At 61.9% G+C, this 19,663-nt stretch carries 12 protein-coding genes; 1 reads left to right on the top strand and 11 read right to left on the bottom strand.

Features of this window, described 5'->3' with window-relative positions; translation table 11 throughout:
* Positions 1–400: 400 nt before the first annotated feature.
* From BT116_RS22655 to BT116_RS22645, 3 genes are all read right to left on the bottom strand, one after another.
* Positions 401–2,329 (bottom strand): hybrid sensor histidine kinase/response regulator, encoded by a 1,929-nt coding sequence (locus BT116_RS22655; RefSeq protein ID WP_072347210.1) that lies wholly within the window; start codon positions 2,327–2,329, stop codon positions 401–403.
* A 113-nt stretch (positions 2,330–2,442) separates the two neighbouring features.
* Positions 2,443–4,785, bottom strand: a complete 2,343-nt coding sequence (locus BT116_RS22650) for an ATP-dependent DNA helicase (RefSeq protein WP_072347209.1) — start codon at positions 4,783–4,785, stop codon at positions 2,443–2,445.
* Positions 4,782–6,452, bottom strand: coding sequence for a VRR-NUC domain-containing protein (locus BT116_RS22645; RefSeq protein WP_072347208.1), 1,671 nt, complete (start codon positions 6,450–6,452; stop codon positions 4,782–4,784). Before BT116_RS22645 ends, BT116_RS22650 begins: the two co-directional genes overlap by 4 nt.
* A 220-nt stretch (positions 6,453–6,672) precedes the next feature.
* On the opposite strand from BT116_RS22645, the gene BT116_RS22640 reads away from it, so the two are divergent.
* Positions 6,673–6,897, top strand: coding sequence for a YgdI/YgdR family lipoprotein (locus tag BT116_RS22640; RefSeq protein ID WP_003201785.1), 225 nt, complete (start codon positions 6,673–6,675; stop codon positions 6,895–6,897).
* Positions 6,898–6,937: 40 nt separating this feature from the next.
* Here BT116_RS22640 and BT116_RS22635 read toward each other — a convergent pair whose 3' ends face one another.
* From BT116_RS22635 to BT116_RS22600, 8 genes are all read right to left on the bottom strand, one after another.
* On the bottom strand, positions 6,938–7,324 hold the full coding sequence (locus BT116_RS22635) for a hypothetical protein (RefSeq protein WP_072347207.1): 387 nt from the start codon (positions 7,322–7,324) through the stop codon (positions 6,938–6,940).
* 127 nt (positions 7,325–7,451) lie between these two features.
* Positions 7,452–9,305 (bottom strand): polyurethane esterase, encoded by a 1,854-nt coding sequence (locus tag BT116_RS22630; RefSeq protein ID WP_072347206.1) that lies wholly within the window; start codon positions 9,303–9,305, stop codon positions 7,452–7,454.
* Positions 9,306–9,474: 169 nt separating this feature from the next.
* The gene (locus BT116_RS22625) at positions 9,475–12,495 is read right to left on the bottom strand and encodes an autotransporter domain-containing protein (protein ID WP_371856179.1); all 3,021 of its coding nucleotides are present in this window, start codon (positions 12,493–12,495) and stop codon (positions 9,475–9,477) included.
* A gap of 250 nt (positions 12,496–12,745) precedes the next feature.
* Positions 12,746–14,095: a TolC family outer membrane protein gene (locus BT116_RS22620; RefSeq protein WP_072347204.1), complete on the bottom strand. Its 1,350-nt coding sequence runs from the start codon at positions 14,093–14,095 to the stop codon at positions 12,746–12,748.
* 14 nt (positions 14,096–14,109) lie between these two features.
* Complete coding sequence (locus BT116_RS22615; RefSeq protein WP_072347203.1) at positions 14,110–15,444, bottom strand: HlyD family type I secretion periplasmic adaptor subunit; 1,335 nt, start codon at positions 15,442–15,444, stop codon at positions 14,110–14,112.
* Positions 15,441–17,240 (bottom strand): type I secretion system permease/ATPase, encoded by a 1,800-nt coding sequence (locus BT116_RS22610; protein ID WP_072347202.1) that lies wholly within the window; start codon positions 17,238–17,240, stop codon positions 15,441–15,443. Before BT116_RS22610 ends, BT116_RS22615 begins: the two co-directional genes overlap by 4 nt.
* A gap of 140 nt (positions 17,241–17,380) precedes the next feature.
* On the bottom strand, positions 17,381–17,803 hold the full coding sequence (locus BT116_RS22605) for an AprI/Inh family metalloprotease inhibitor (protein WP_072347213.1): 423 nt from the start codon (positions 17,801–17,803) through the stop codon (positions 17,381–17,383).
* Between the two features lie 71 nt (positions 17,804–17,874).
* Positions 17,875–19,332: a serralysin family metalloprotease gene (locus tag BT116_RS22600; RefSeq protein ID WP_072347201.1), complete on the bottom strand. Its 1,458-nt coding sequence runs from the start codon at positions 19,330–19,332 to the stop codon at positions 17,875–17,877.
* Between the last annotated feature and the right edge of the window lie 331 nt (positions 19,333–19,663).

The following is a 19,663-nucleotide window of genomic DNA, read 5'->3' as shown; positions in this document are numbered from 1 at the left end:
CGAAGGTGCAAAAGCCTGGCTGCAAGGGAAATTATTGGTGGCTTGCCTGATCGAGCGGTTGATCGCAGAAGGCGAGCATTTTTCCCCTGAGCCAAAGGAAGAGCTCACAAAAAAACGAACGGGAGCAGGTGGATCTGCGGCGCTCTCGCTGGCGTGAGATGGCGTTTGTCCTTTGGCTGCTTTGTGGCGCAATCGGTCCATGTTTGTCGCTATTCGATTGCCTTGAGCAATGGGATTACTTTAGCAATGCTTTACGTGAGTCCCCGCGAAACACGCGGGGATACCAGCGAGACGGGCTACGGGGCGAGGGGTTTGGTTAGCGCCTATGGGATAAATCCCCTCGCCACAGATAATCCGTTGCCACAGATAATCTCTCGGTGCCCCAACCGGTGATCCGTGGCTATTTCATCGTCTGCCCAATGATCTGCACCAGGTCAATCTGCTTGAACGGCTTGATCAACCGAGGCAATTGCGTGGCGAAACCTTCCAGGCGTTCGGCATAACCGGTGGCCAGGATGATGGGCAGGTTCGGTTGGCGGTCGCGCAACAGTTTCGCCAACTGCGCACCGTCCATCTGTGGCATGGCCATGTCGGTGATGACCAGGTCGATGTCCGGGTTGCGCTCATACAGCTCCAGTGCCTGGGCGCCCGATGGCGCACAAAGGACCCGGTGCCCGAGGTCTTCGATCAACAGGCGCGTGCTGGTCAGCACCAGGCTGTCATCATCGACCACCAGCACTTTCAACTCATCGATTGGCTGCGTTGTTTCCTGGATCGACGCTTTGCCCGGCGCCGGGTCGTTTGCCACCGGTAACCACAACTGTGCGGTGGTACCGACACCTTTCTGGCTCGTGAGCGTCAGACGTCCCCCCAGCTGCTCCGCCAGGCCATGCACCATGGACAACCCCAGGCCCGTACCTTTGCCGACCCCCTTGGTGGTGAAAAATGGGTCCACGGCCGAGGCCAGCGTGGCTTCATCCATGCCCTCGCCTTCATCGGTAATCGCCAGGCAAATGTAGCGCCCGGGGGCCATCGGCTTGTCGTGGACCGCATCACACCCTTGCCGCTCATCGGCGCTAATCATGAGCTTGCCCCCATGGGGCATGGCGTCCCGGGCATTGGTTGCCAGATTGAGAATCGCCAGTTCCAGTTGGTTGACATCGGCCAGCACCGGCGACAGTGCCTCGGCGAAGCGGGTCTGGATGTGTATCGATGGGCCCAGGGAGCTTTGCAGCAAGCCGCTGATACCCTGCACCAGGGCCGCCAGCTCGACCGATTCGTAGGTCAATTTCTGCCGACGGGCAAACGCCAGCATGCGCTGGGTCAGCGAAACCCCGCGCAGCGCGCCCTGGGTCGCGTTGTCGAGCAATTGAGTGAGTTTCGGCTCGTCGGGCATGCGCTTGCGCACGATTTCCAGGTTGCCAAGGATGACCGTCAACAGGTTATTGAAATCATGGGCAATACCGCCGGTGAGCTGACCGATGGCTTGCAGCTTCTGGGATTGGAACAGCGCCTCGCGGGCTTGCTCAAGGGCCTGCTGGGCCTGGGTGGCATCGGTAATGTCACGGGTGATCTTGGCAAACCCCAGCAGCGTGCCGGTGTCGCTGCGGATCGCATCGATGACCACGTGGGCCATGAAGCGCGTGCCATCCTTGCGCATGCGCCAGCCTTTCTTCTCGAAGCGCCCTTCGCTGGCGGCAATGCTCAACGCCCGTTGTGGTTCGCCGGTATCGCGATCCTCGGGGGTGTAGAACATCGAGAAATGCCGGCCGATAGCCTCGGCCGGAAGATAACCCTTGATCCGCTGCGCCCCCAGGTTCCAGTTGGTGACCTGGCCTTGCGGGTCGAGCATGTAGATGGCGTAATCGGTGACGCTTTGCACCAGCAGGCGGAACTGCTGCTCGCTTTGCTTGAGGGTTTCCTCGGCCATCTTGCGATCGGTCAGGTCGCGGGTGATCTTGGCGAAACCAAGCAAGGTGCCGCTCTGGCTGTCGATGATCGGATCGATCACCACATGGGACCAGAACAGCGTGCCGTCCTTGCGCACCCGCCAACCCTCGCCTTCAAAGCGCCCCTCCTGCACGGCCGTGTCCAGCGCCCGTTGCGGCAGGCCGGTGGCGCGATCCTGATCGGTGTAGAAACGGGAGAAATGCTGGCCCAGGATCTCGGATTCCTCGTAGCCCTTGAAGCGCCTGGCGCCGGAGTTCCAACTGGTGATGATGCCCGATGGGTCGGTCATGTAGATGGCGTAGTCGACCACCGCGTCGATGAGCAGGCGAAAGCGCTGTTCCTCGTTCATGAGTGGGGTCTTGGGGGCGTTCTCAAGCATCTGGCCGGGGCATCCGTGTGGACTTTTGCAGAGTATGGAACAAGTCTGGGTGCAAGGAAAAATCCTCAAGCCTTCCAACCTGTGGGAGCGAGCTTGCTCGCGATAGCGGTGGGTCAGCTTGCATCAATGCTGGCTGGTAGTCTGCCATCGCGAGCAAGCTCGCTCCCACAAGGGGATTTGTGGGCCTCTTGGGTAACTGACCACCAGCGCGGCAACAAGTGCCGCACCCGGGCCTCGCCAAACCGATCATCGATCAGCATCACCACCCCGCGATCCTGCTGGGTGCGGATAACGCGACCGGCCGCCTGCACGACTTTTTGCAGGCCAGGGTACAAGTACGTGTAGTCGTAGCCATCGCCGAAGATTGCGGCCATGCGTTGTTTTATCTGCTCATTGACCGGGTTGAACTGCGCCAGCCCCAAGGTGGCGATGAATGCGCCGATCAGGCGTGAACCCGGCAAATCGATGCCCTCGCCGAACGCGCCGCCCAGCACCGCAAAGCCAATGCCTTGGCTATGCTCCATGAACCGTTCGAGAAACGCCTGCCGGGGGGCTTCGCCCATGCCGCGCGATTGCGTCCAGAGCGCAATTTGCGGGTACCGCTCGGCAAACAGCCCAGCCACTTGCTGCAAGTAATCGAAGCTGCTGAAAAAGGCCAGGTAGTTGCCTGGGCGCTCGTTGAACTGGCGGGCCATCAACGCGGCAATAGGCTCCAGGGACGCCTGGCGCTGGGCAAAACGGGTGGAAATGCGGCTGACAACCTGTACGTCCAGTTGTTCGGGCTTGAACGGCGATTCCACGTCGATCCAAACCGTGTCGCCCGGCGTCCCCAACAAGTCTGCGTAGTAATGCCGGGGGCTCAGGGTCGCGGAAAACAGCACCGTGCTGCGGGCCGCCGTCAGCCGGGGCCGCAGGAATGCGGCCGGCACCACGTTGCGCAGGCACAGCGTAGACAGGCTGCGCTGGCGGCCGAGTTCGCGCTTGTGGATGTCAAACAGAAAGTGCTCGTCGAAGGTTTCCGCCACCCTGCCAAACTGCAACGCGTCGAAGTAGAACGCCTGCAATCCGTTGTCCAGGCCTTGGGGATGATCATTTAGATAATCGCCGATAGCCGTAGTACAGGTGGCCAGGGCCTGGAGCAATTTGTCCGGCAACTTTTCATAGGCCCGATAGGCCGCCACCTGGGGCGCATGCAAGGCGTTCCACTGGCGATTGACCCTATCGAGGGATTTCTTCAGCGGTTCAGGGGCGGTTTTGCGCACGCTGGTCAGCGTGGCCTGGTCGAGGGTCGCGCTGTACATCTGCCTCCCGCGCTCCACCAGGTTATGGGCTTCATCCACCAAGGTCGCGACAGTCCAGCCGTTGGCCTGGGCCAGGCCGAAGAGCAACGCGCTGAAGTCGAAGTAATAGTTGTAGTCGGCCACCACTACGTCGGCCCAGCGGGCCATTTCCTGGCTGAGGTAATACGGGCAGACCTCATGGGCCAGCGCAATCTCGCGCAACGCCGCCTGGTCGAGCAACGTGACCTGGCTCGCCGCTGCCCGGGCGCCCGGCAAGCGGTCGTAGAAACCACGGGCCAGCGGGCAGGATTCGCCATGGCAGGCCTTGTCCGGGTGTTCGCAAGCCTTGTCCCGGGCGATCATTTCCAGCACCCGCAATGGCATTGCCGACGCGCCGTGGTGAATGACGCGCGCCGCATCCAGGGCCAGCTTGCGCCCCGGCGTTTTCGCCGTGAGGAAGTACACCTTGTCCAGTTGCTGCGGCGCCAGGGCCTTGAACAGCGGGAACAGCGTGCCAACGGTCTTGCCGATGCCGGTGGGCGCCTGGGCCATCAGGCAGCGGCCGGTACTGACGGCCTTGAACACCGATTCGGCCAGGTGCCGTTGCCCGGGCCTGAAACCCGCATGGGGGAAGACCAGCGCCTGTGCGCCGAGGTTACGCGCCTGTCGATGGGCCATTTCCTGCTCGGCCCAGGCCAGGAACAACGCGCATTGCGCTTCGAAGAAGGCCTGCAACTGTGTCGCCTCGAAACGTTGAGTGATGCAGGTTTCCTTTTCACTGACGATGTCGAAGTACACCAGGGCCACGTCGATGTGCGGCAACTGCAGTTTTCGGCACATCAACCCGCCATAGATTTTCGCCTGGGCCCAATGCAACTGCCGATGGTTGGCCGGCTGCTTGGCCAGGTCGCCTCGGTAAGTCTTCACTTCTTCAAGGCATTGGCGAACGGGGTCGTAGCCATCGGCCCGGCCTTTGACGGTCAGTGTCTGGTAATGACCTTCCAGGGCCACTTCAGCCTGATAACCCTCGCTGCGCCGCGAGGCCACGGTGCGATGGCCAGCGATGCCTTCCAAGGCCGTGGGCGACGGCGTGAAGCGCAGGTCAAGATCACCCACCTTGGCGGTGAACTCACACAACGCCCGTACGGCGATGCTGTAGCTGGATGCCGGGGTCATGCGGCCCCATCGCTCACGATGGCTGACTCTGCCCATTGCACATAACAAACGGCAACGGGCATCTGGTGTTCATGGCAGAACTCCAGCCAGCGCAGCTGGTTGTCTTGCAGCCGATCGCCAGGGCCTTTGACTTCGATCATGCGGTAGGTCTTGTGCTGCGGCCAGAATTGGATCAGATCCGGCATGCCGGCGCGGTTGGCCTTGATGTCCAGCAGCAAGCGGTCAAACCAGTGCTTGAGATGCGCGGCCGGCAAGCAATCGAGGGCTTGCTCCAGCAAGGCCTCGGACAGCGCGCCCCAGAATACGAACGGCGACTGCACGCCCCACTTTTCGGCATAGCGACGGCTGATGGTCTGCCGATAGCGGCCATCGTCCAACTCTGCCAGGCAAGCTGCGAACAGCTCGGCGCGACGGGCATGAAAATCTTCGTTGAGCAGGTCCACCGGCCCCCGCTGGAACGGGTGGAAAAATGCGCCCGGCAACGGCGCGAAGATCGCCGGCCAGCACAGCAGGCCGAACAGCGAATTGATCAGGCTATTCTCGACGTAATGCACTGGCGCGGTGTCGTCGTGCAGGTGGGCCTGGACGTGGTACTCCACCGACAAGGTCGGATCGACGCGAGGCAGTTGCAGCTCCAGGCGCTCCACTTCCCGGGCGAGGCCCCGTGGCACCGGCGGGCCGCCCAACTTGCGTCGAAGACGGGGCACGATCCGCAGCAAGGCCTGGGTTTCGGCGGCACTTTGCGGTGCCTGCATCGCCACCTCGCCCAGTTCAAGGGCCAAGCCGTATTCGCCGATGCGCTCCAATACCCGGACCATCCGCAACCGCGCGCCCGGGTAGGTGCAATCGCGATAGATGCCCAAGGCCAAGGCGAAGTCGCCGATGCGCTCGCCATGCTGGCCAATCTGGAACAACAACTTGCCCCGGCGCCGCTCCAGCCACGGATTGTCCAGGGACAGTTCGTTGACCTGGGGGACGATCTCATCCAGGGGCTCGCCAGCTTCGAAGCGCTGCTGGCAGTCGTGCAAGAACAGGCAGGCATCGACGTCCTCGCGGCTGCGCAAGCCCCGTGACTCGGCACTGAACTCGACGGTTTCGTAGGTGAAGATGCCCAGGTCCGCCAGGACGAATTCCGACCAGTCCTGGTAAAGGTTGCCGAAAAACATCAACCGCAGCCGGTCACACAGACTCATGATCGTCAGGCTGTACAGCCGGTCATCCAACTGCGGGCACCAGGCATCGAACGGCTGGGGCTGGTTGAGGCGTTCGTCCAAGGCGTGGAGCCATTCGGTCTTTTTCGCCTTGGGGTGTTCGATCAGGTGGCCCAGGCACAGGAGGATTTCCGGCTTGAGCAGCACTTCGAACAGCTCGACGAGCCCGATGGGGGCCTGTTCCTCGACCCAACCCAGCGCCAACAGTGGCGCGACGGCGGCAGCAGTGTCGCCAATTTCCGGGTAATGCAGCTTGCTATGGCGAAACCGTAGCCCCTTGCGCATCACCATCCGCACCAGCAAGCCCTGGGCGCCCCGCGGCAGCGCTGCGAAGTGCTCGATAAAGCGCTGCTCGTCGGTGCTGAGCACATCGGCATAACGCTGTGTCAACCAAGCGAGCACCTGCTGGAAGTTGTTCAGGTAGTAAAACGGATCGTCGAGGGAACGGACTGCCACGGAAAGAACGCCAAGGATATCGGGTACTGGTTATGCATACAGATAACAGCTGTAAACCCGCCAGGCAACAGCAAAAGATGAACGGTCTCCTATATTTAAGGTGAAATCCTTCAGTCAGCGATGAACTTTCCTACGGCAAGCGAGACCAATGGCGGTTGACTAACGTGATGGCGCGGTCGAATCAGCTGCTCCGTGTCCTTTTGATTGAGAGGTTATGGTTATGAACATCAGGTTTCTGGGCCTGCCCATGGTCGCCGTGGCATTTCTGGCTCTGGCTGGCTGCGCGTCGCCAACCGTGGTGACCTTGCAGAACGGTACCCAGTATTTGACCAAGGATACCCCCAACACCCGCACCGCCGACGGTTTCTACGAGTTCGAGGATATTTCCGGCAGGAAAGTCCGGGTCCGCGCCGATGATGTGGCGACGATCCGCAAGGAAGACTGATTCTCTCCGAGCCCTCTGCCCCGCAGAGGGCCGCCTCAGGTTATCGGAAATGATCGAGGCTCACTTCCAACGCCAGCCCGCCCTCATCGCAACTAATCCCTTCGCCTTTTCGTCGCAGCGACTGCTCATGAAATCGTAGGCAGCGCCCGTGTTCCTGTTGAGCGGAACGATCAATGCTGATGTTTCCGCTTACATGCGGCTTCTCGGTGTCCTCAACGCCGACAGAAACCCATGACTTTGGCGTCTGCATCTTGAAGCGAGGCAGGTACGAAGCCGCATCGACCGGGTTGCCCTCCTCGGCGGCGGGCAATAGATCGGAGGTAACGCCGTAGCGAGTCAGGATCGAGTGGTCAGGTAACTCCGCCAGTGTGCTACTTGAGATCATCCCTCCTATCAAGCCAATGAAAACTCTTTGTTTACAATTCATTGTTCAACTTTTCCTTCTAACGTCGCGAGACGGCATCCTTTCCACTGGGCTGCGGGGGCCGCCACTGAAGCTATGAAGGCCTGTATTTCCCTCAATGGAAGCCTCCTTTGCAAGATTCACAAATCAATCAGGCGAACACCAAGCCGTCGCCTCCCACTTGAGTCAGCCCGACGCCCACCAAGGTCACCGAACTGTCGCCCACCTCGAGCAGGGTGTCACTGCCCACCTGCGACAGATGCCGGCTGTAGTCATAATCCGCCCCGACGCCTTGAACACCGAGGAACACCAGTTTGTCGCCCACATCATAACCGCTGATCCGATCCTGGCCGAACGCGCCATTGAAGACAAATGTGTCGCTGCCGCCCCCGGATTGCATCACGTCATTGCCCGCGCCGCCGACAAAGGTGTCGTTACCCGCGCCGCCCACCAGCACATCGTTGCCGTCCTGGCCGAACAGCCAGTCACCCTTCGCCCCCGCCACCAGGGTGTCATTGGCCACACTGCCCTTGATCGACGAGGCATATGCCGTCAGGTTGGCGCCGGCCACCAGGCCATTGGCGGTGACGCTGTGGCTCACCTCATCCTTGAGCAGCCCCCAGAACAATCCGGACTCCTTACTGACCAGCGTGCCGATGTCGCGGGTGATGCTGATCGCGCCATGGGCGTCGCGCATATACAGCGTCCCGGCCCCGTCATGGGCAAAACTGAAATCCTTCACCGACTGCTGCAGTTGCAGGCTATTGCTGCCCTGCCCGCCCACGATCACGTTGTAGCCACCGCCATCACGAAAAGTATCATTGCCGGCGCGGCCTTCCAGGTAGTCGTTGCCCTGGCCGCCCTGGATCAGGTCGTCGCTGTCGCTGCCGATGATGAACGTGCTGCCGGTGTGGATTTCAGCATTGCGGTTGAGGTCCTGCACCCAGGTATTGGCCCGCGCAGGGTCCGACAGGTTGGCAACGATGATGGTGGCGTCTTTTCCGGTGAGGTCGTAGAACGCCGACCCCATGATCCGGCCCATGCCATCGCCGTAGCCGGTAGGCAGGTGGGAAATCCAGGTGGGGATATTGAGGATGGAAAACGGCAACACGTTCCATGCTGCGGAAGCGTAGTGGTCGTTGAAGCTGACGATGTTGTTGGTGGCCGATTCCTGTTGCCCATCGTGCACACCCACCGACGCGAGGTTGAACGTCGAGCCGTCCAGGGCGCGAAACACCGGATCGTTCTCGTAACCGATGTTCAAGACCTTGTCGGTACTGCTCTGGGTTGGCGAGGCGTAGGCGATGTAGTTGGCACTGGAGTAAAACCCCGACCATTGGCTGGCGCTCAAGTCCGCCAGGCTGTTGACCGCCAGCCCACCCAGGCTGTGGCCGCTGACCAGCACGTCGTTGCCCGTCAGGCCATGGGCCTGGGCAAACTTCGCGACGTCCCCCAGCAGGTTGCCAAAGGCTTCGCCGACGTAGTTTTTTGCATAGTCCTTGGGGCCCAGCGCGGCCATCAGGTCGTTGATCGCGTCACCGATGGAATCGCCGATCAGATTTTCCCGAGGGCCGCTGGTGCCGCGAAACGACACGCCGATTTCCTGCAGGTGTCCCGCGCTGTCGTATTTGCCGAGGATCTCTACCTGCGCGGTGGTGTAGCCGGCCTTTTCACCGAAAAACGTCCCGCGGCCATCCACCTTGCCGGCGTAACCCAGTTGCGCGGCGCTGATGGGCGTCCAGCCGGCCTTCTGTACCGCCTCCAAGGCCAGTTTCTCCGAGTCGGGGTTCCACGGCACGCCGGGAATTACCCCTTGGGAATCGGTGCCCCCCAGCAGCGCGGTCACCAGGGTCGCCGGCAGGCCGGCACCGAAGCCGTTGTGCTGGTAACCGGAGGCAAAGCCATTGTCGAGGTTGTGGTAGGAATACAGCATGATCGCCATTGCGTCGCTGACCAATGCCTTGGATTCGGCAGTGCCGAGGTTCTTGTAGTCGTAGATGCCCATGGTTGTTGCTCTCTTTTGTTGTTGGAATGCTAGAACCGGGAGGTACAGCTTTTTGTGGCGAGGGAGCTTGCTCCCGCTGGAGTGCGAAGCGCTCACCAGGGCGGTTGCTACGCACCAGAGCGGGAGCAAGCTCCCTCGCCACGGGGGGATATCCAGCCTTTCTTCTTGGTCAGAACTGCCAATCCAAGGTCAGGCCCACGCCGTGGGTTTTATCCCGGGAGCCGATCAGGCCGTTGTAGTCGAGGTTGACCCGCACATCCTTGGCGACCGCAAGCCCGGCACGGGCACCGATCACGGCGGCGTTGCGGTCCATGGACACGCTCTGCACCGCGAAGGTGTTGCTGCTGCCGGCGAAGGCCAGGTCCTGTTCGGACGTGGTATGGCTCAGGTTGTGCTGCCAGCCAAGGGAGCCGGACAGTTGCAGTTGCTGTCGATCCGACAGCGCCAAGGTGTGGCTGGCCCGCACGCCCAGGGTCGAGAGCACCGCATCGCGGCGATCGTCGCCCCCGTGCAGGGCCGCGTTGTCGCCGTTCTCATGGAAGCTGTCGCTGTCCAGGTGCACATAGGCCAGGTTGGCGAACGGCTCCAGGGCTACCGGTTGCAAGTTGAGGCGATACGCCGCTTCGGTGAAGAACTGGGTGGTCCGGGCATCGCGCTTGGTTTTCTCCCGGCCACTGACGTCGCCCCATTGCAGGTCCCGCTTGACGTCGATGCGATGCCAACTGTGGGCACCGCCAACGGTCAGGCGCAGCGCGTCGATTTCATGTCCCAGGTAGGCCCCCAGGTGATAGCTGTCGGCCTTGGCCGAGGAATGGGTGCCGTCACCCATGCTCAACGAACTGTCGCTGTAGCCGGTGACGAAGCCCAGTCGCGTCTGGTCGCTGATCAGTCCGTCGACACCGGCCAGCAGCCCGCCGATGGAACTGGTCGTACTGGCGTGATCATTTCCACCATCGTTTTTGCCCCAAGCGCCCAGCACCTTGAACCAGGCATTGCTGCTGGCATCGGTCGGCGTACCGGCGTCGTACAGGGCGTCCTGGCGCAGGCGATCACCCATGGCGTCGCGCAACTGACGACTGTCGTTGATCAACAGTGTGCCAATGGCCGGATGGATTTCACCGGACAGTTGCTCGAATGCCTGTTGCGCCACGGCGGCGCTGGGCGAAAGCAGCAAGGCTTCGTAGAGTCCGTTGCCCGCGCCCAGTCGTTCGGCGGCCGAGGCGACGGAGCGCTGGTTAGGTGTCAGGCCGAGGCTGGCAAATGACGCGTCGTTACGCTCGACCGCCAGTTGAATGCCACTGGTGCTGTACGCCAGGTCGCCCCCCAGAAACGCATAGTTGGGCAAGACGCCAGCGAAGTGCCCCTCAATACCATCGGCGGCCTGCAGGATATTGAACTGCCGGCCCAGCAGGCTTTTCACCTCGCCAGCCGTCAGCAGTGTCGGGCTGTTTTCCAGGGACAGCGACACCGTCGCTCCGTCAACGGACGCCTTGCCGCCCGCCACGATCAGGTCGCTGGCGGTGGGCGAGACTTCCACCGAGTAGTTCGAACCGGGTTGAAAGGTCACGTCGCCGGCCACCTGCAAGGTGCCGATGGAGTTGCCCGGCGCCACGCTGCCGCCGCGGCTGGCGGTCAGGCTGGCGATGCGCCCGTTGCCGCCGAGGATGCCGCCGTCGTTGACCGTAACGGCCGAGGCCAGCGAGCCATTGATCGCCAGTCGCCCTTGATTGACCAGGGTCGGCCCGCTGTAGGTGTTTGCGCCGGTGAGCACCAGGGTGCCGACGCCCTCCTTGGTCAGGCCGCCGTGGCCGGCGATGTCGTTGCGCCAAACGTCCAGGCCACATTGGATGCCACTGCACACCCGTTCCGTGGGTTTGCCGGCATCGATGATCGCGCCGATGCCCGGCAGGTCCACCACGAACTGGCCGGAACCATAGGCGCCATCGATACGAAACTCTGCGGGAATGTCCTGCTCGGTCACCAGCATCGATGGACCGTCGATGGCCTTGCCCAGGTTGATCATGCCCCAGCCATACAACGAATCGACGCCCGGCGCGCCCATGTCGGTGGCGGTGGTGCGCAGCACGCTGGCGACCTGGGCGCCGGTCATGTACGGAAAACGCTCCATCAACACCGCCACGCTGCCGGCAACATGGGGCGCGGCCATGGAGGTGCCGCTCTTGTTGGCGTAGCCGACAGTCAGGTCGTCGGCACGGGTGCCGCCGATCACGGCGCTGTAGACCCGGGTGCCGGGGGCCGACACGCAGAAACTGGCGGTGTAGCCGCAGCGCGACGAGAAGGTGCTGATGGTGTACGGATTGGCGCTGGCGGTGTCCGGATTGACTTGCAGCGCCGCCACGGTGAGCCAGTTCGGCGCGATGTCCGGCACAAAATACGCCAGGCCCGCGATGGCATCGGGGTTATTGAGGTTGTAGTCGTTGCCGGCGGCGAAAATCGTGACGATCCCGCTGCGAGCCGCGGCGATGGCGCCCTCATAGGCACCGCCAGGCTTGGTGCCCAGCAGCGGCTTGATCTGATCGAATTGCAGTTGCGCGTCCTGCACGGTGAAGTGCGGGAACGCCGGATCGCGGCCGCCCTGGTCGAAGCGATCGGTGATGCCAATGCCCCAGCTGTTGTTGATGATGCGTGCTCCGCTGGCGATCAACGCGTCCCAACCCGCCTTGTACACTGCGCCGTCGTTGCCCAGGATGATGCCGTCTTCGGGGCCCGGGTCGCCGTTGTCGGCGCTGATGATCTGCGCATCGTACGCCACGCCGTGCATCGGGCTGCCATCGCGACTGCCGGCAGCGATCCCGCCGACATGGGTGCCGTGGGAACCCAGCTTGCCATCGGAGCCAACGGTGGGCGAGCCGTCGTAGCGGAACGGATCACCGGCTTTCACCGGGATGTAGGGATCGGTGTACTCGCGGATACCGCTGGTGACCAAGGTCACGACTTTGCCAGTGCCGGAGAACTCCGGGTGCGCCGCATAGACCGGCTGGTCGAAGATCCCCAGCTTGACGCCCTTGCCGGTATACCCGGCGGCGTAGGCCTGCTGTGCGTTGATTGCCCCCAACCCCCATTCGGCGTTGAATTCGCTGCTGCGCCAACTGTCTGGATTACCCGCCCTGCCGCCCTCGACATAAGGCGCCGCCTGGGCCGCGCCCAAGGTCGCCAGTGCGCAGAGCATGGCGTGGTTGAGGGCCTTGAGCAGGAACAGGCGACCTGCCGGCCTGGGGTGTTTTTTGTTATCGATTTTCATCACGAACCATCCTTAGTAGCGCTTTATCAATTGTTGTAAATCCCTTCTGTGGCGAGGGGATTTATCCCCGCTCGACTGCGAAGCAGTCGCCTGAGGGCCCGAGGTCTGTCTGGAAGAACACGGTGTTTGGGGTGGGGCCGCTTCGCAGCCCAGCGGGGATAAATCCCCTCGCCACAGGTCATTGAATGGGCGCCCGGGACACAAACGCCTCGTCTACCTTCGCCAGGTCCTGCGGGCCGAGGGTGCCGGCGTAGTAATGCAGCTTGGTCCAGGCCATGAGGTAGTCGTAGCGGGCCTGGGCCAGGTCGCGGCGAGTGGTGTAGAGCTGTTGCTCGGCGTTGAGCGCGTCGAGGTTGACCCGCTCGCCGCCAAGGATGCTTTGCCGGGTCGATACCACCAGCGCTTCGGCGGAGCTCAGGGCCTTCTGATAAGCACGCAGCTTGTTCATCCCCGACACGCAGGCGCTGAACTGACGGCGCAGCTCGATCAGCGTCTCGCGGGTCTTGGCCTCCAGCTCGTATTCGGCCTGTTCCATAGTGCGGCTGGCCTGGCGGGTCGACGCCGAGACCCCGCCACCGGCGTACAGCGGCACGCTGACTTCCAGGCCGATGGTGTTGGTGTCGTAGCGTTGGTTGTAGGTATTGCCACTTTCCGATTCGTTCTGGCGCATCGTCGCGTAGGCGCTGACCTTGGGCAGGTGCCCGGCGCGGTTGCGCTCCACCTCGAAACGCGCCACGTCCACGGCTTGGCGCTGGGACGCCAGGCTGCTGTTGTTGCTCACCGCCAGCTCATGCCATGTGTCGAAACTGGCCGGTTGCAAGGCAAAGGTCTGGAAGGTGTCATGCAGCGGCGCCAGGTCGCCGATATCCAGGGCCGGGACGCCAATCAGCGAGCCCAGCTCACGCAAGGCGGCATCCTGCTCATCTCGCGCCTCGATCTCTTCGGCGATTGCCAGTTCATAGCGCGCCTGCGCCTCGAGGATGTCGGTGCGCGTACCTTCGCCCTGGCGAAACAGATGCTCGTTCTGGCGAAATTGCTGCTCGAACGCCTTTTTCTTGGCCTGGGCAATGTCGATCTGGTCCTGGGCGAACAGCGCCTGGGTGTAATGACTCAGCACCCGCACCAACAACTCCTGGCTTTTGCCACGAAAACTTTCGTCAGCGAACAACGCCTGGGCGACGCCCTTGCGGTAGGCCGCGTACGCCTCGTAGTCCAGCAGCGGTTGTTGCAACGTCAGGCTGGAACCGTAGCTGCTGTAGTTGCGATCATCATGCTGGCTGGCGCCGCGATCGTTGAGGTAAGTGACCTTGGACTGGTTGCGACCCTTGTTGTAGCTGTAGCCCAGGTGCGGCAACAGCCCGGCGCGGCCAATGGCGCGGTTCTCCAGGCCCGCATCGCGCTCCTTGATCGCGCCCAGGTAGACCGGGTCATTGCGCAGGGCTCGCTCGTAGAACTCGAAGGGCCCCATGGCCCAGGCGTTGTTGCACACGGAAGCGGCCAGCACGGCTACCCAATAGAAACGCTTCATACCGCCGGACATCCTTATTCTTCGGTCAACGCAGAGCCGGCTCGGTCGAGCAGCGGTTTGAACAGGTAGTTGAGCAATGAGCGCTCGCCGGTGCGCACGAACATCTCGGCCGGCATGCCGGGCTTGATCACCAGGCCGTTGAGCTTGTCCATCGCCACGTCGCTGACGCTGCTGCGCAGGACGTAATACGGCGCGCCGGTCTTCTCATCGAGCATTTGATCGGCAGAAATCAAGCTGACTTCCCCAGGCACCCTGGGCGTGCGGTTCTGGTTGAAGGCGGTAAACAGGATGTCCACCGGCAAATGCGTGCCGACCTTATCGATCAGGTGCACCGGAAGATGCCCTTCCACTTCCAACCGCGTGCCCTGGGGGACGATTTCCAGCAAGGTGTCGCCCTGGCGCACCACGGCGCCCTCGGTGTGCACCCCCAGGTTGACGGCGATGCCATCGGCGGTGGCAAGGATTTCGCTGTGTTGCAGCTCGAAGCCGGCGGATTTCAGTTGCTCTTGCAGGGTTTCGCTCTTGAGCTGGGCGTCGGCCAACTGGCTGCGCACCTCTTTCTGGTATTCCTCGTTGTGCTGCTGCAGCTTGAGCCGCGACTCGACGATCCCCTGCTCCACCCGTCCGCTTTCGCCGCTGTTCTGCGCCAGTTCCTGCTGCACTTGCGACAGCTGGCGTTGATAGTCCAGCAGGCGGTTGCGCGGGATGTAGCCGTTGTCGGCCAAGGGTTGCAGGTTGCCCAGTTGCAGACGCAGGGATTCGGCCTGGGCGGTCAGGTCGCTGCGGGCCCGACGCATACCCGCCAATTGCGCCGCCGCACCCTCGATGTTGGCGCGCAACGCCGCCTGCTCCCGGGCGAAGGCTTCGCGGCGGCTGCTGAACAGTTGCCGCTGGCCTTCAAGCACCAGGGCCAGGCGTGGATCGGGATCGCGACTCAGCTCAGCCGGGAAACTTACCTGCGCCAGGTTGTCCCGCTCGCTTTGCCAGCGCGCCAGGCTCGCCCAGGTCATCCGGTACTGCGCCTGCAGCGATTGCACATCGGCGGCGGCCTGGGTCTGGTCCAGGCGGAACAGCGGCTGGCCCTGCTTCACCGCTTCGCCTTCGCGCACCAGGATCCGGCTGACCACACCGCTGCTCATCGACTGCACCGCCTTGCGCTTGCCTGAAACCACCACGGTGCCCTGCACGGGGATGCCCTGGTCCAACGGCGCCAGGCAGGCCCAGGTGAAAAAACTGCCCGCGCCAACCAGCGCCAGTGCCCAGCCCACGCGCGTGAAGAAGTGGGCGTCGCGCTCCGGGCGCTCAACGTCCTGCGTATGTTCGAGATTCATGTCGAGCTCCTTGCTCATGCGCCACCGGGTTTACTGGCGGCCTGGTACTGGCGACTCATGCTCAGTCCGGTGGGGGCCACCTGGGGACTGTTCGGCGGTGAGCTGCGTGGCGCGTTGTCCTGTGAACCCGACTGGCCGGAAAGCGCCCGCAACACTTGCTGGCTTGGGCCGAAGGCTTGTAGCCGGCCTTCGTCGAGCACCAGCAACTTGTCGGCCTGGACCAGTGCCGAGGAACGATGAGTGACCAGCACGACACTGGTGCCCTGGGCCTTCATCTGCGCGATGGCACTGGCGAGCGCCGCTTCGCCAACCGTGTCGAGGTTGGAGTTGGGTTCATCGAGCACCACCAGGCTCGGCCGGTCGTACATCGCCCGGGCCAGCGCAACCCGTTGTTTCTGTCCGCCGGACAAACCACCGCCGTCCTCCCCCAGCACCGTGTCATAGCCCTGGGGCAGGCGCAGGATCAGCTCATGGACCCCGGCCTGCTGCGCGGCGGCGACGACCTTTTGCGGATCGGCTTGGCGAAACCGGGCGATGTTCTCGGCGATGCTGCCGCGAAACAGCTCGATGTCTTGTGGCAAATAGCCGATGTGCGGGCCGAGTTGCTCGCGATTCCAACGATGAATATCGGCCCCGTCGAGGCGCACCGTACCCGCCAGGGTCGGCCACACGCCCACCAGCACCCGGGCCAGGGTGGACTTGCCGGAACCGGACGCCCCCAGCACACCCAGCACTTCCCCCGCGGCCAGGCTGAAGCTGACCTGCTGCAGCGTCGCGTTGCGTTGCCCTGGCGGCCCGGCGCTGACGTGTTCAAAACTCACCTGGCCCTCAGGCGCAGGCAGCGTCATGCCGTCGTCCTGGGGCGCAAACGCTTGCAACAGCGCGTCGAGACGCCGGTAAGCCAGCTTGGCACCGCTCCACTGCTTCCACACGGCGATCAACTGGTCGATAGGGCTCAATACCCGGCCCATCAGGATCGAGCCGGCAATCATCATCCCGGCGGTCATGTCGCCCTTGATCACTAGCAGTGCACCCAAACCCAGCACCAGCGACTGCAGGCACAGGCGTAGGGTCTTGCTCAAGGAGCTGATGACCGCGCCGGTGTCGCTGGCCTGGTTCTGCAGGCCGAGAAACCGTGAGTGCACGGCGAACCAGCGGCTGCGCAGCGCGCCGAGCATGCCCATGGCCTGGATCGTCTCGGCGTTGTGCAAATGGCTGGTGGCCAGTTGACTGGATTGTTGCGAGTAGACGCTGGCCTGCCCCAAGGCCTTTTTGGTCATGGCCTCGTTCAGGCAGGCCAAGCCGATCAGCAGCAGCGTGCCGACGGAGGCAAACACGCCGAGCCACACGTTGAACAGGTAGATCACCAGTAGATAGATGGGAAACCACGGTGCGTCGAAGAACGCGAACAGCGCCGGCCCGGTGAGGAATTGGCGAATATGCGTGAGGTCGCCCAGGGATTGCCCGGCGTTGCCTTCACCCTGGCGCAGATTGCGCTCGAACGCGGCCTTGTACACCTGAAGATTGAAGCGTCGCTCCAACTGGCTGCCGATGCGGATGACCACGAAGCTGCGAACCATTTCCAGCAGCCCGATGAATACGAAGAAGCCGACGACCATCAATGACAACATCGCCAGCGTGGTCTCGTTCTGTGATGACAACCCGCGGTCATACACTTGGAGCATATAAATCGAAGGCGCGAGCATCAGGACATTGATCAACGCGGTAAAACATCCAACACTGATCAAAATATTTTTATAATCGCCCAGCGCTTTAAACAGCGGCGCCGCAGCAGCGCTCCTTACCCTATTCATGATCTTCCTTGTTGTTGGCTTCGCCAGCGAACTGGCCGTTATTCAACTTGCCAATCTTTGTTTTTTCGATTCGGCCGACACCGAAAAGCACGCCTGTTCAAACAAGCGCACTTCGTTCAAGACTCAATTGTGCTCATTCGTTAATGAGCACTCTGGGACTTATTCCGTTCAAGCCTGAGTATCAAGCCGGACTTCAACGTCATTTGATAACGGTCTCCCTGACGTAGGCCCAAGTGTGTCCTGGAGTCTTGTTTGCCAATCAGGGAAAGTCCGTCGGGTTCAGTGAACCAACGAACCGGCTCGTCCCCCAGCCATTGGCCCAGGCAATCGGTTTGCCCGCCCAGGGTCTGATCCGCCTTGAGTTCGACGAGGCAACTGTTGGACGGTTTGTCCTGCATCGCCTGGGTTTGCGTGTTGTCCTGCGGGCTCGACAAAACAGCCTGCCACTGACCGGCCAACTGCGAGGGTTCTGCTAACAACAGGCTGCGCGCCATGGCGGCTTCTCCACAAAACATCATCAGCGTAGCGAGCAACCCGGCGGTTGCTCGAACGCTATTGGACATGAGTTTCCTACGCATTTTTTTCATCCTGGCCGGGGTCCCGCAGGAGCAGCCGCCCCCACGGGACAGGGACATCAGGCCACGATATCCGAGACCGCAGCCTGGCCAACGGTGCTGACCAGGAAGTCAGCCACGCCGTGCCCGGAGAAGTCCACCGACAGCAGGCTGTTGCCACCCGATGTCGACAACACCGCATCGCCCGCCGCACCGGTGAACGCGCTCACGAAATGCAGGCCCGCGCCCTTGGTGATACCGGTCAGGTCGATCTTGTCCAGGCCGCTGACGAAATCGAGGATCTGGTCCGTCGCTCCAGGCCGCGAATCGGAACTGGCGGCGAACACGAACGTGTCCGACCCCGAGCCCCCCCAGAGTTTGTCTGCACCGCCGGCCCCCCAAAGGATATCGTTGCCCGCTGCGCCCTTGAGCTCGTTGGCTACCGTGTTGCCGATCAGCAAGTCGCTGCCCGAGCCGCCGATGGCGTTTTCGATGACGGCACCCTTGGCGATGGAGACGTTGCCTACCATGCCGCCAACATCGGAGAACGAGGCATCATTGAGGTTGATTTTCTGGTTCTGGGTAAAACCGGAGAAATCCAGGGTATCGCGGCCACCTGCGTCCCATACCGAAAACACCACTTTGTCCGACGACGATGACGCACTGAGAAAATCGCGACCGGTATTGGAGTTGAAACCGTAGGTCGAATCGCCGGTACGGGTCGTGGTGTTGGCACCGTAGAGCTTCTGGATGGCCGCGATGTCATCCATCAGCGGACCGGAGGCGTAGGCTTCGACGCCGCCCTTGCTGAAGTTCTGGTCGGTATTGCTTTCGCTCCAGTAGCTCATGACGCTGTAGCCACGGGTGTCCTGGCCATAAGTGGCGTCATCGTAGGTCGGGCTGCCTTCGCCGGCGTTGTAGTCACCCGGGTGGGCCAGGCCGAGGGTGTGGCCGATTTCGTGGGTCAGGGTCTGGCGGCCATAGTTGTTCAGGTCCGGGTTCTTGTTCTGGGTGTAGCTGCTGTTGATCAGGTACCAGGAGGTCCCGTCATAACCGGCCCCGGTCCCTGGCAGATAAGCAAACGCCGCCGCGCCATCCTGGCCGCCGCTGTAGTTGCCGAAGGTCATGTGAGCGTCGCCGCCGCTGGCTTTTTCGGTGAAGGTGACATTGGCCACGTCCGCCCAGGATTGCATGGCCAGGGCGGCCTGGCCTTTCTGCTGCGCACTGAACTGGCTGAAGCCGCTGATCCCATGCTTGTTCATGGTGCTGGAAGAGGCGGAAGTCAGGAAAGTGTAGGTCAGCTCGATCTTGCCGCTGCCGTCCCGGTCCTGGTAAGCCGCGCCGTCGCGCAGCAACTGAGTGGCCGCCTCGTCGACAGAGTACGACGGTTTGCCGTTGACGGTCAGGTTACCGCCCCGGTCGTATTGGTGACTGAAACTATTGATCTGGTTGAACGCATTACTGGCAGCCGCCAATGATTGCGGCGCCCAGAGGAGTTGTTCGGCAGAATCAATAGCGCTGCTTTTGACTTTCGACATAAACACACTTCCTTGTTTGCAAATGGAACAGTTTTAGTCAGACAGACAATCTCTGGCGAGATCGTCCTATCACTCGCCCAATGAGGACGTAAGAAACCTGACACAATTTGAAATCAAACGTCTAGCAATTTTTTTCGTTCAAATTCACGCCTTGCCCTTAACGCCCATAAACAATAGGGTTTTGCCTCGTTAGTGCCCCAACTAAACCGCCCGAGTTGCGGATTGTCGGACAAAAAACTATTTAAATATTAAATATCGATAACTAGCAATTTGCGTATGGCGTCGCACTTCTGCCAACTAAGTGCCAGCGAAATGCTATTAACGAATATCT

This window comes from Pseudomonas sp. NFACC16-2, assembly GCF_900119205.1.
GTDB lineage: Bacteria > Pseudomonadota > Gammaproteobacteria > Pseudomonadales > Pseudomonadaceae > Aquipseudomonas > Aquipseudomonas fluorescens_Q.
The sequence above is the reverse complement of the archived record's forward strand: the minus strand, read 5'-3'. Positions and strand labels throughout refer to the sequence as shown.

Bases quoted from the DNA above. Each gene is read 5' to 3' on its own strand.
- BT116_RS22635 (WP_072347207.1), bottom strand. From the start codon at position 7,324: ATGAATTGTAAACAAAGAGTTTTCATTGGCTTGATAGGAGGGATGATC.
- BT116_RS22640 (WP_003201785.1), top strand. From the start codon at position 6,673: ATGAACATCAGGTTTCTGGGCCTGCCCATGGTCGCCGTGGCATTTCTG.
- BT116_RS22600 (WP_072347201.1), bottom strand. From the start codon at position 19,332: ATGTCGAAAGTCAAAAGCAGCGCTATTGATTCTGCCGAACAACTCCTC.
- BT116_RS22650 (WP_072347209.1), bottom strand. From the start codon at position 4,785: ATGACCCCGGCATCCAGCTACAGCATCGCCGTACGGGCGTTGTGTGAG.
- BT116_RS22625 (WP_371856179.1), bottom strand. From the start codon at position 12,495: ATGCTCTGCGCACTGGCGACCTTGGGCGCGGCCCAGGCGGCGCCTTAT.
- BT116_RS22615 (WP_072347203.1), bottom strand. From the start codon at position 15,444: ATGAGCAAGGAGCTCGACATGAATCTCGAACATACGCAGGACGTTGAG.
- BT116_RS22655 (WP_072347210.1), bottom strand. From the start codon at position 2,329: ATGCTTGAGAACGCCCCCAAGACCCCACTCATGAACGAGGAACAGCGC.
- BT116_RS22630 (WP_072347206.1), bottom strand. From the start codon at position 9,305: ATGGGCATCTACGACTACAAGAACCTCGGCACTGCCGAATCCAAGGCA.
- BT116_RS22620 (WP_072347204.1), bottom strand. From the start codon at position 14,095: ATGAAGCGTTTCTATTGGGTAGCCGTGCTGGCCGCTTCCGTGTGCAAC.
- BT116_RS22605 (WP_072347213.1), bottom strand. From the start codon at position 17,803: ATGTCCAATAGCGTTCGAGCAACCGCCGGGTTGCTCGCTACGCTGATG.
- BT116_RS22610 (WP_072347202.1), bottom strand. From the start codon at position 17,240: ATGAATAGGGTAAGGAGCGCTGCTGCGGCGCCGCTGTTTAAAGCGCTG.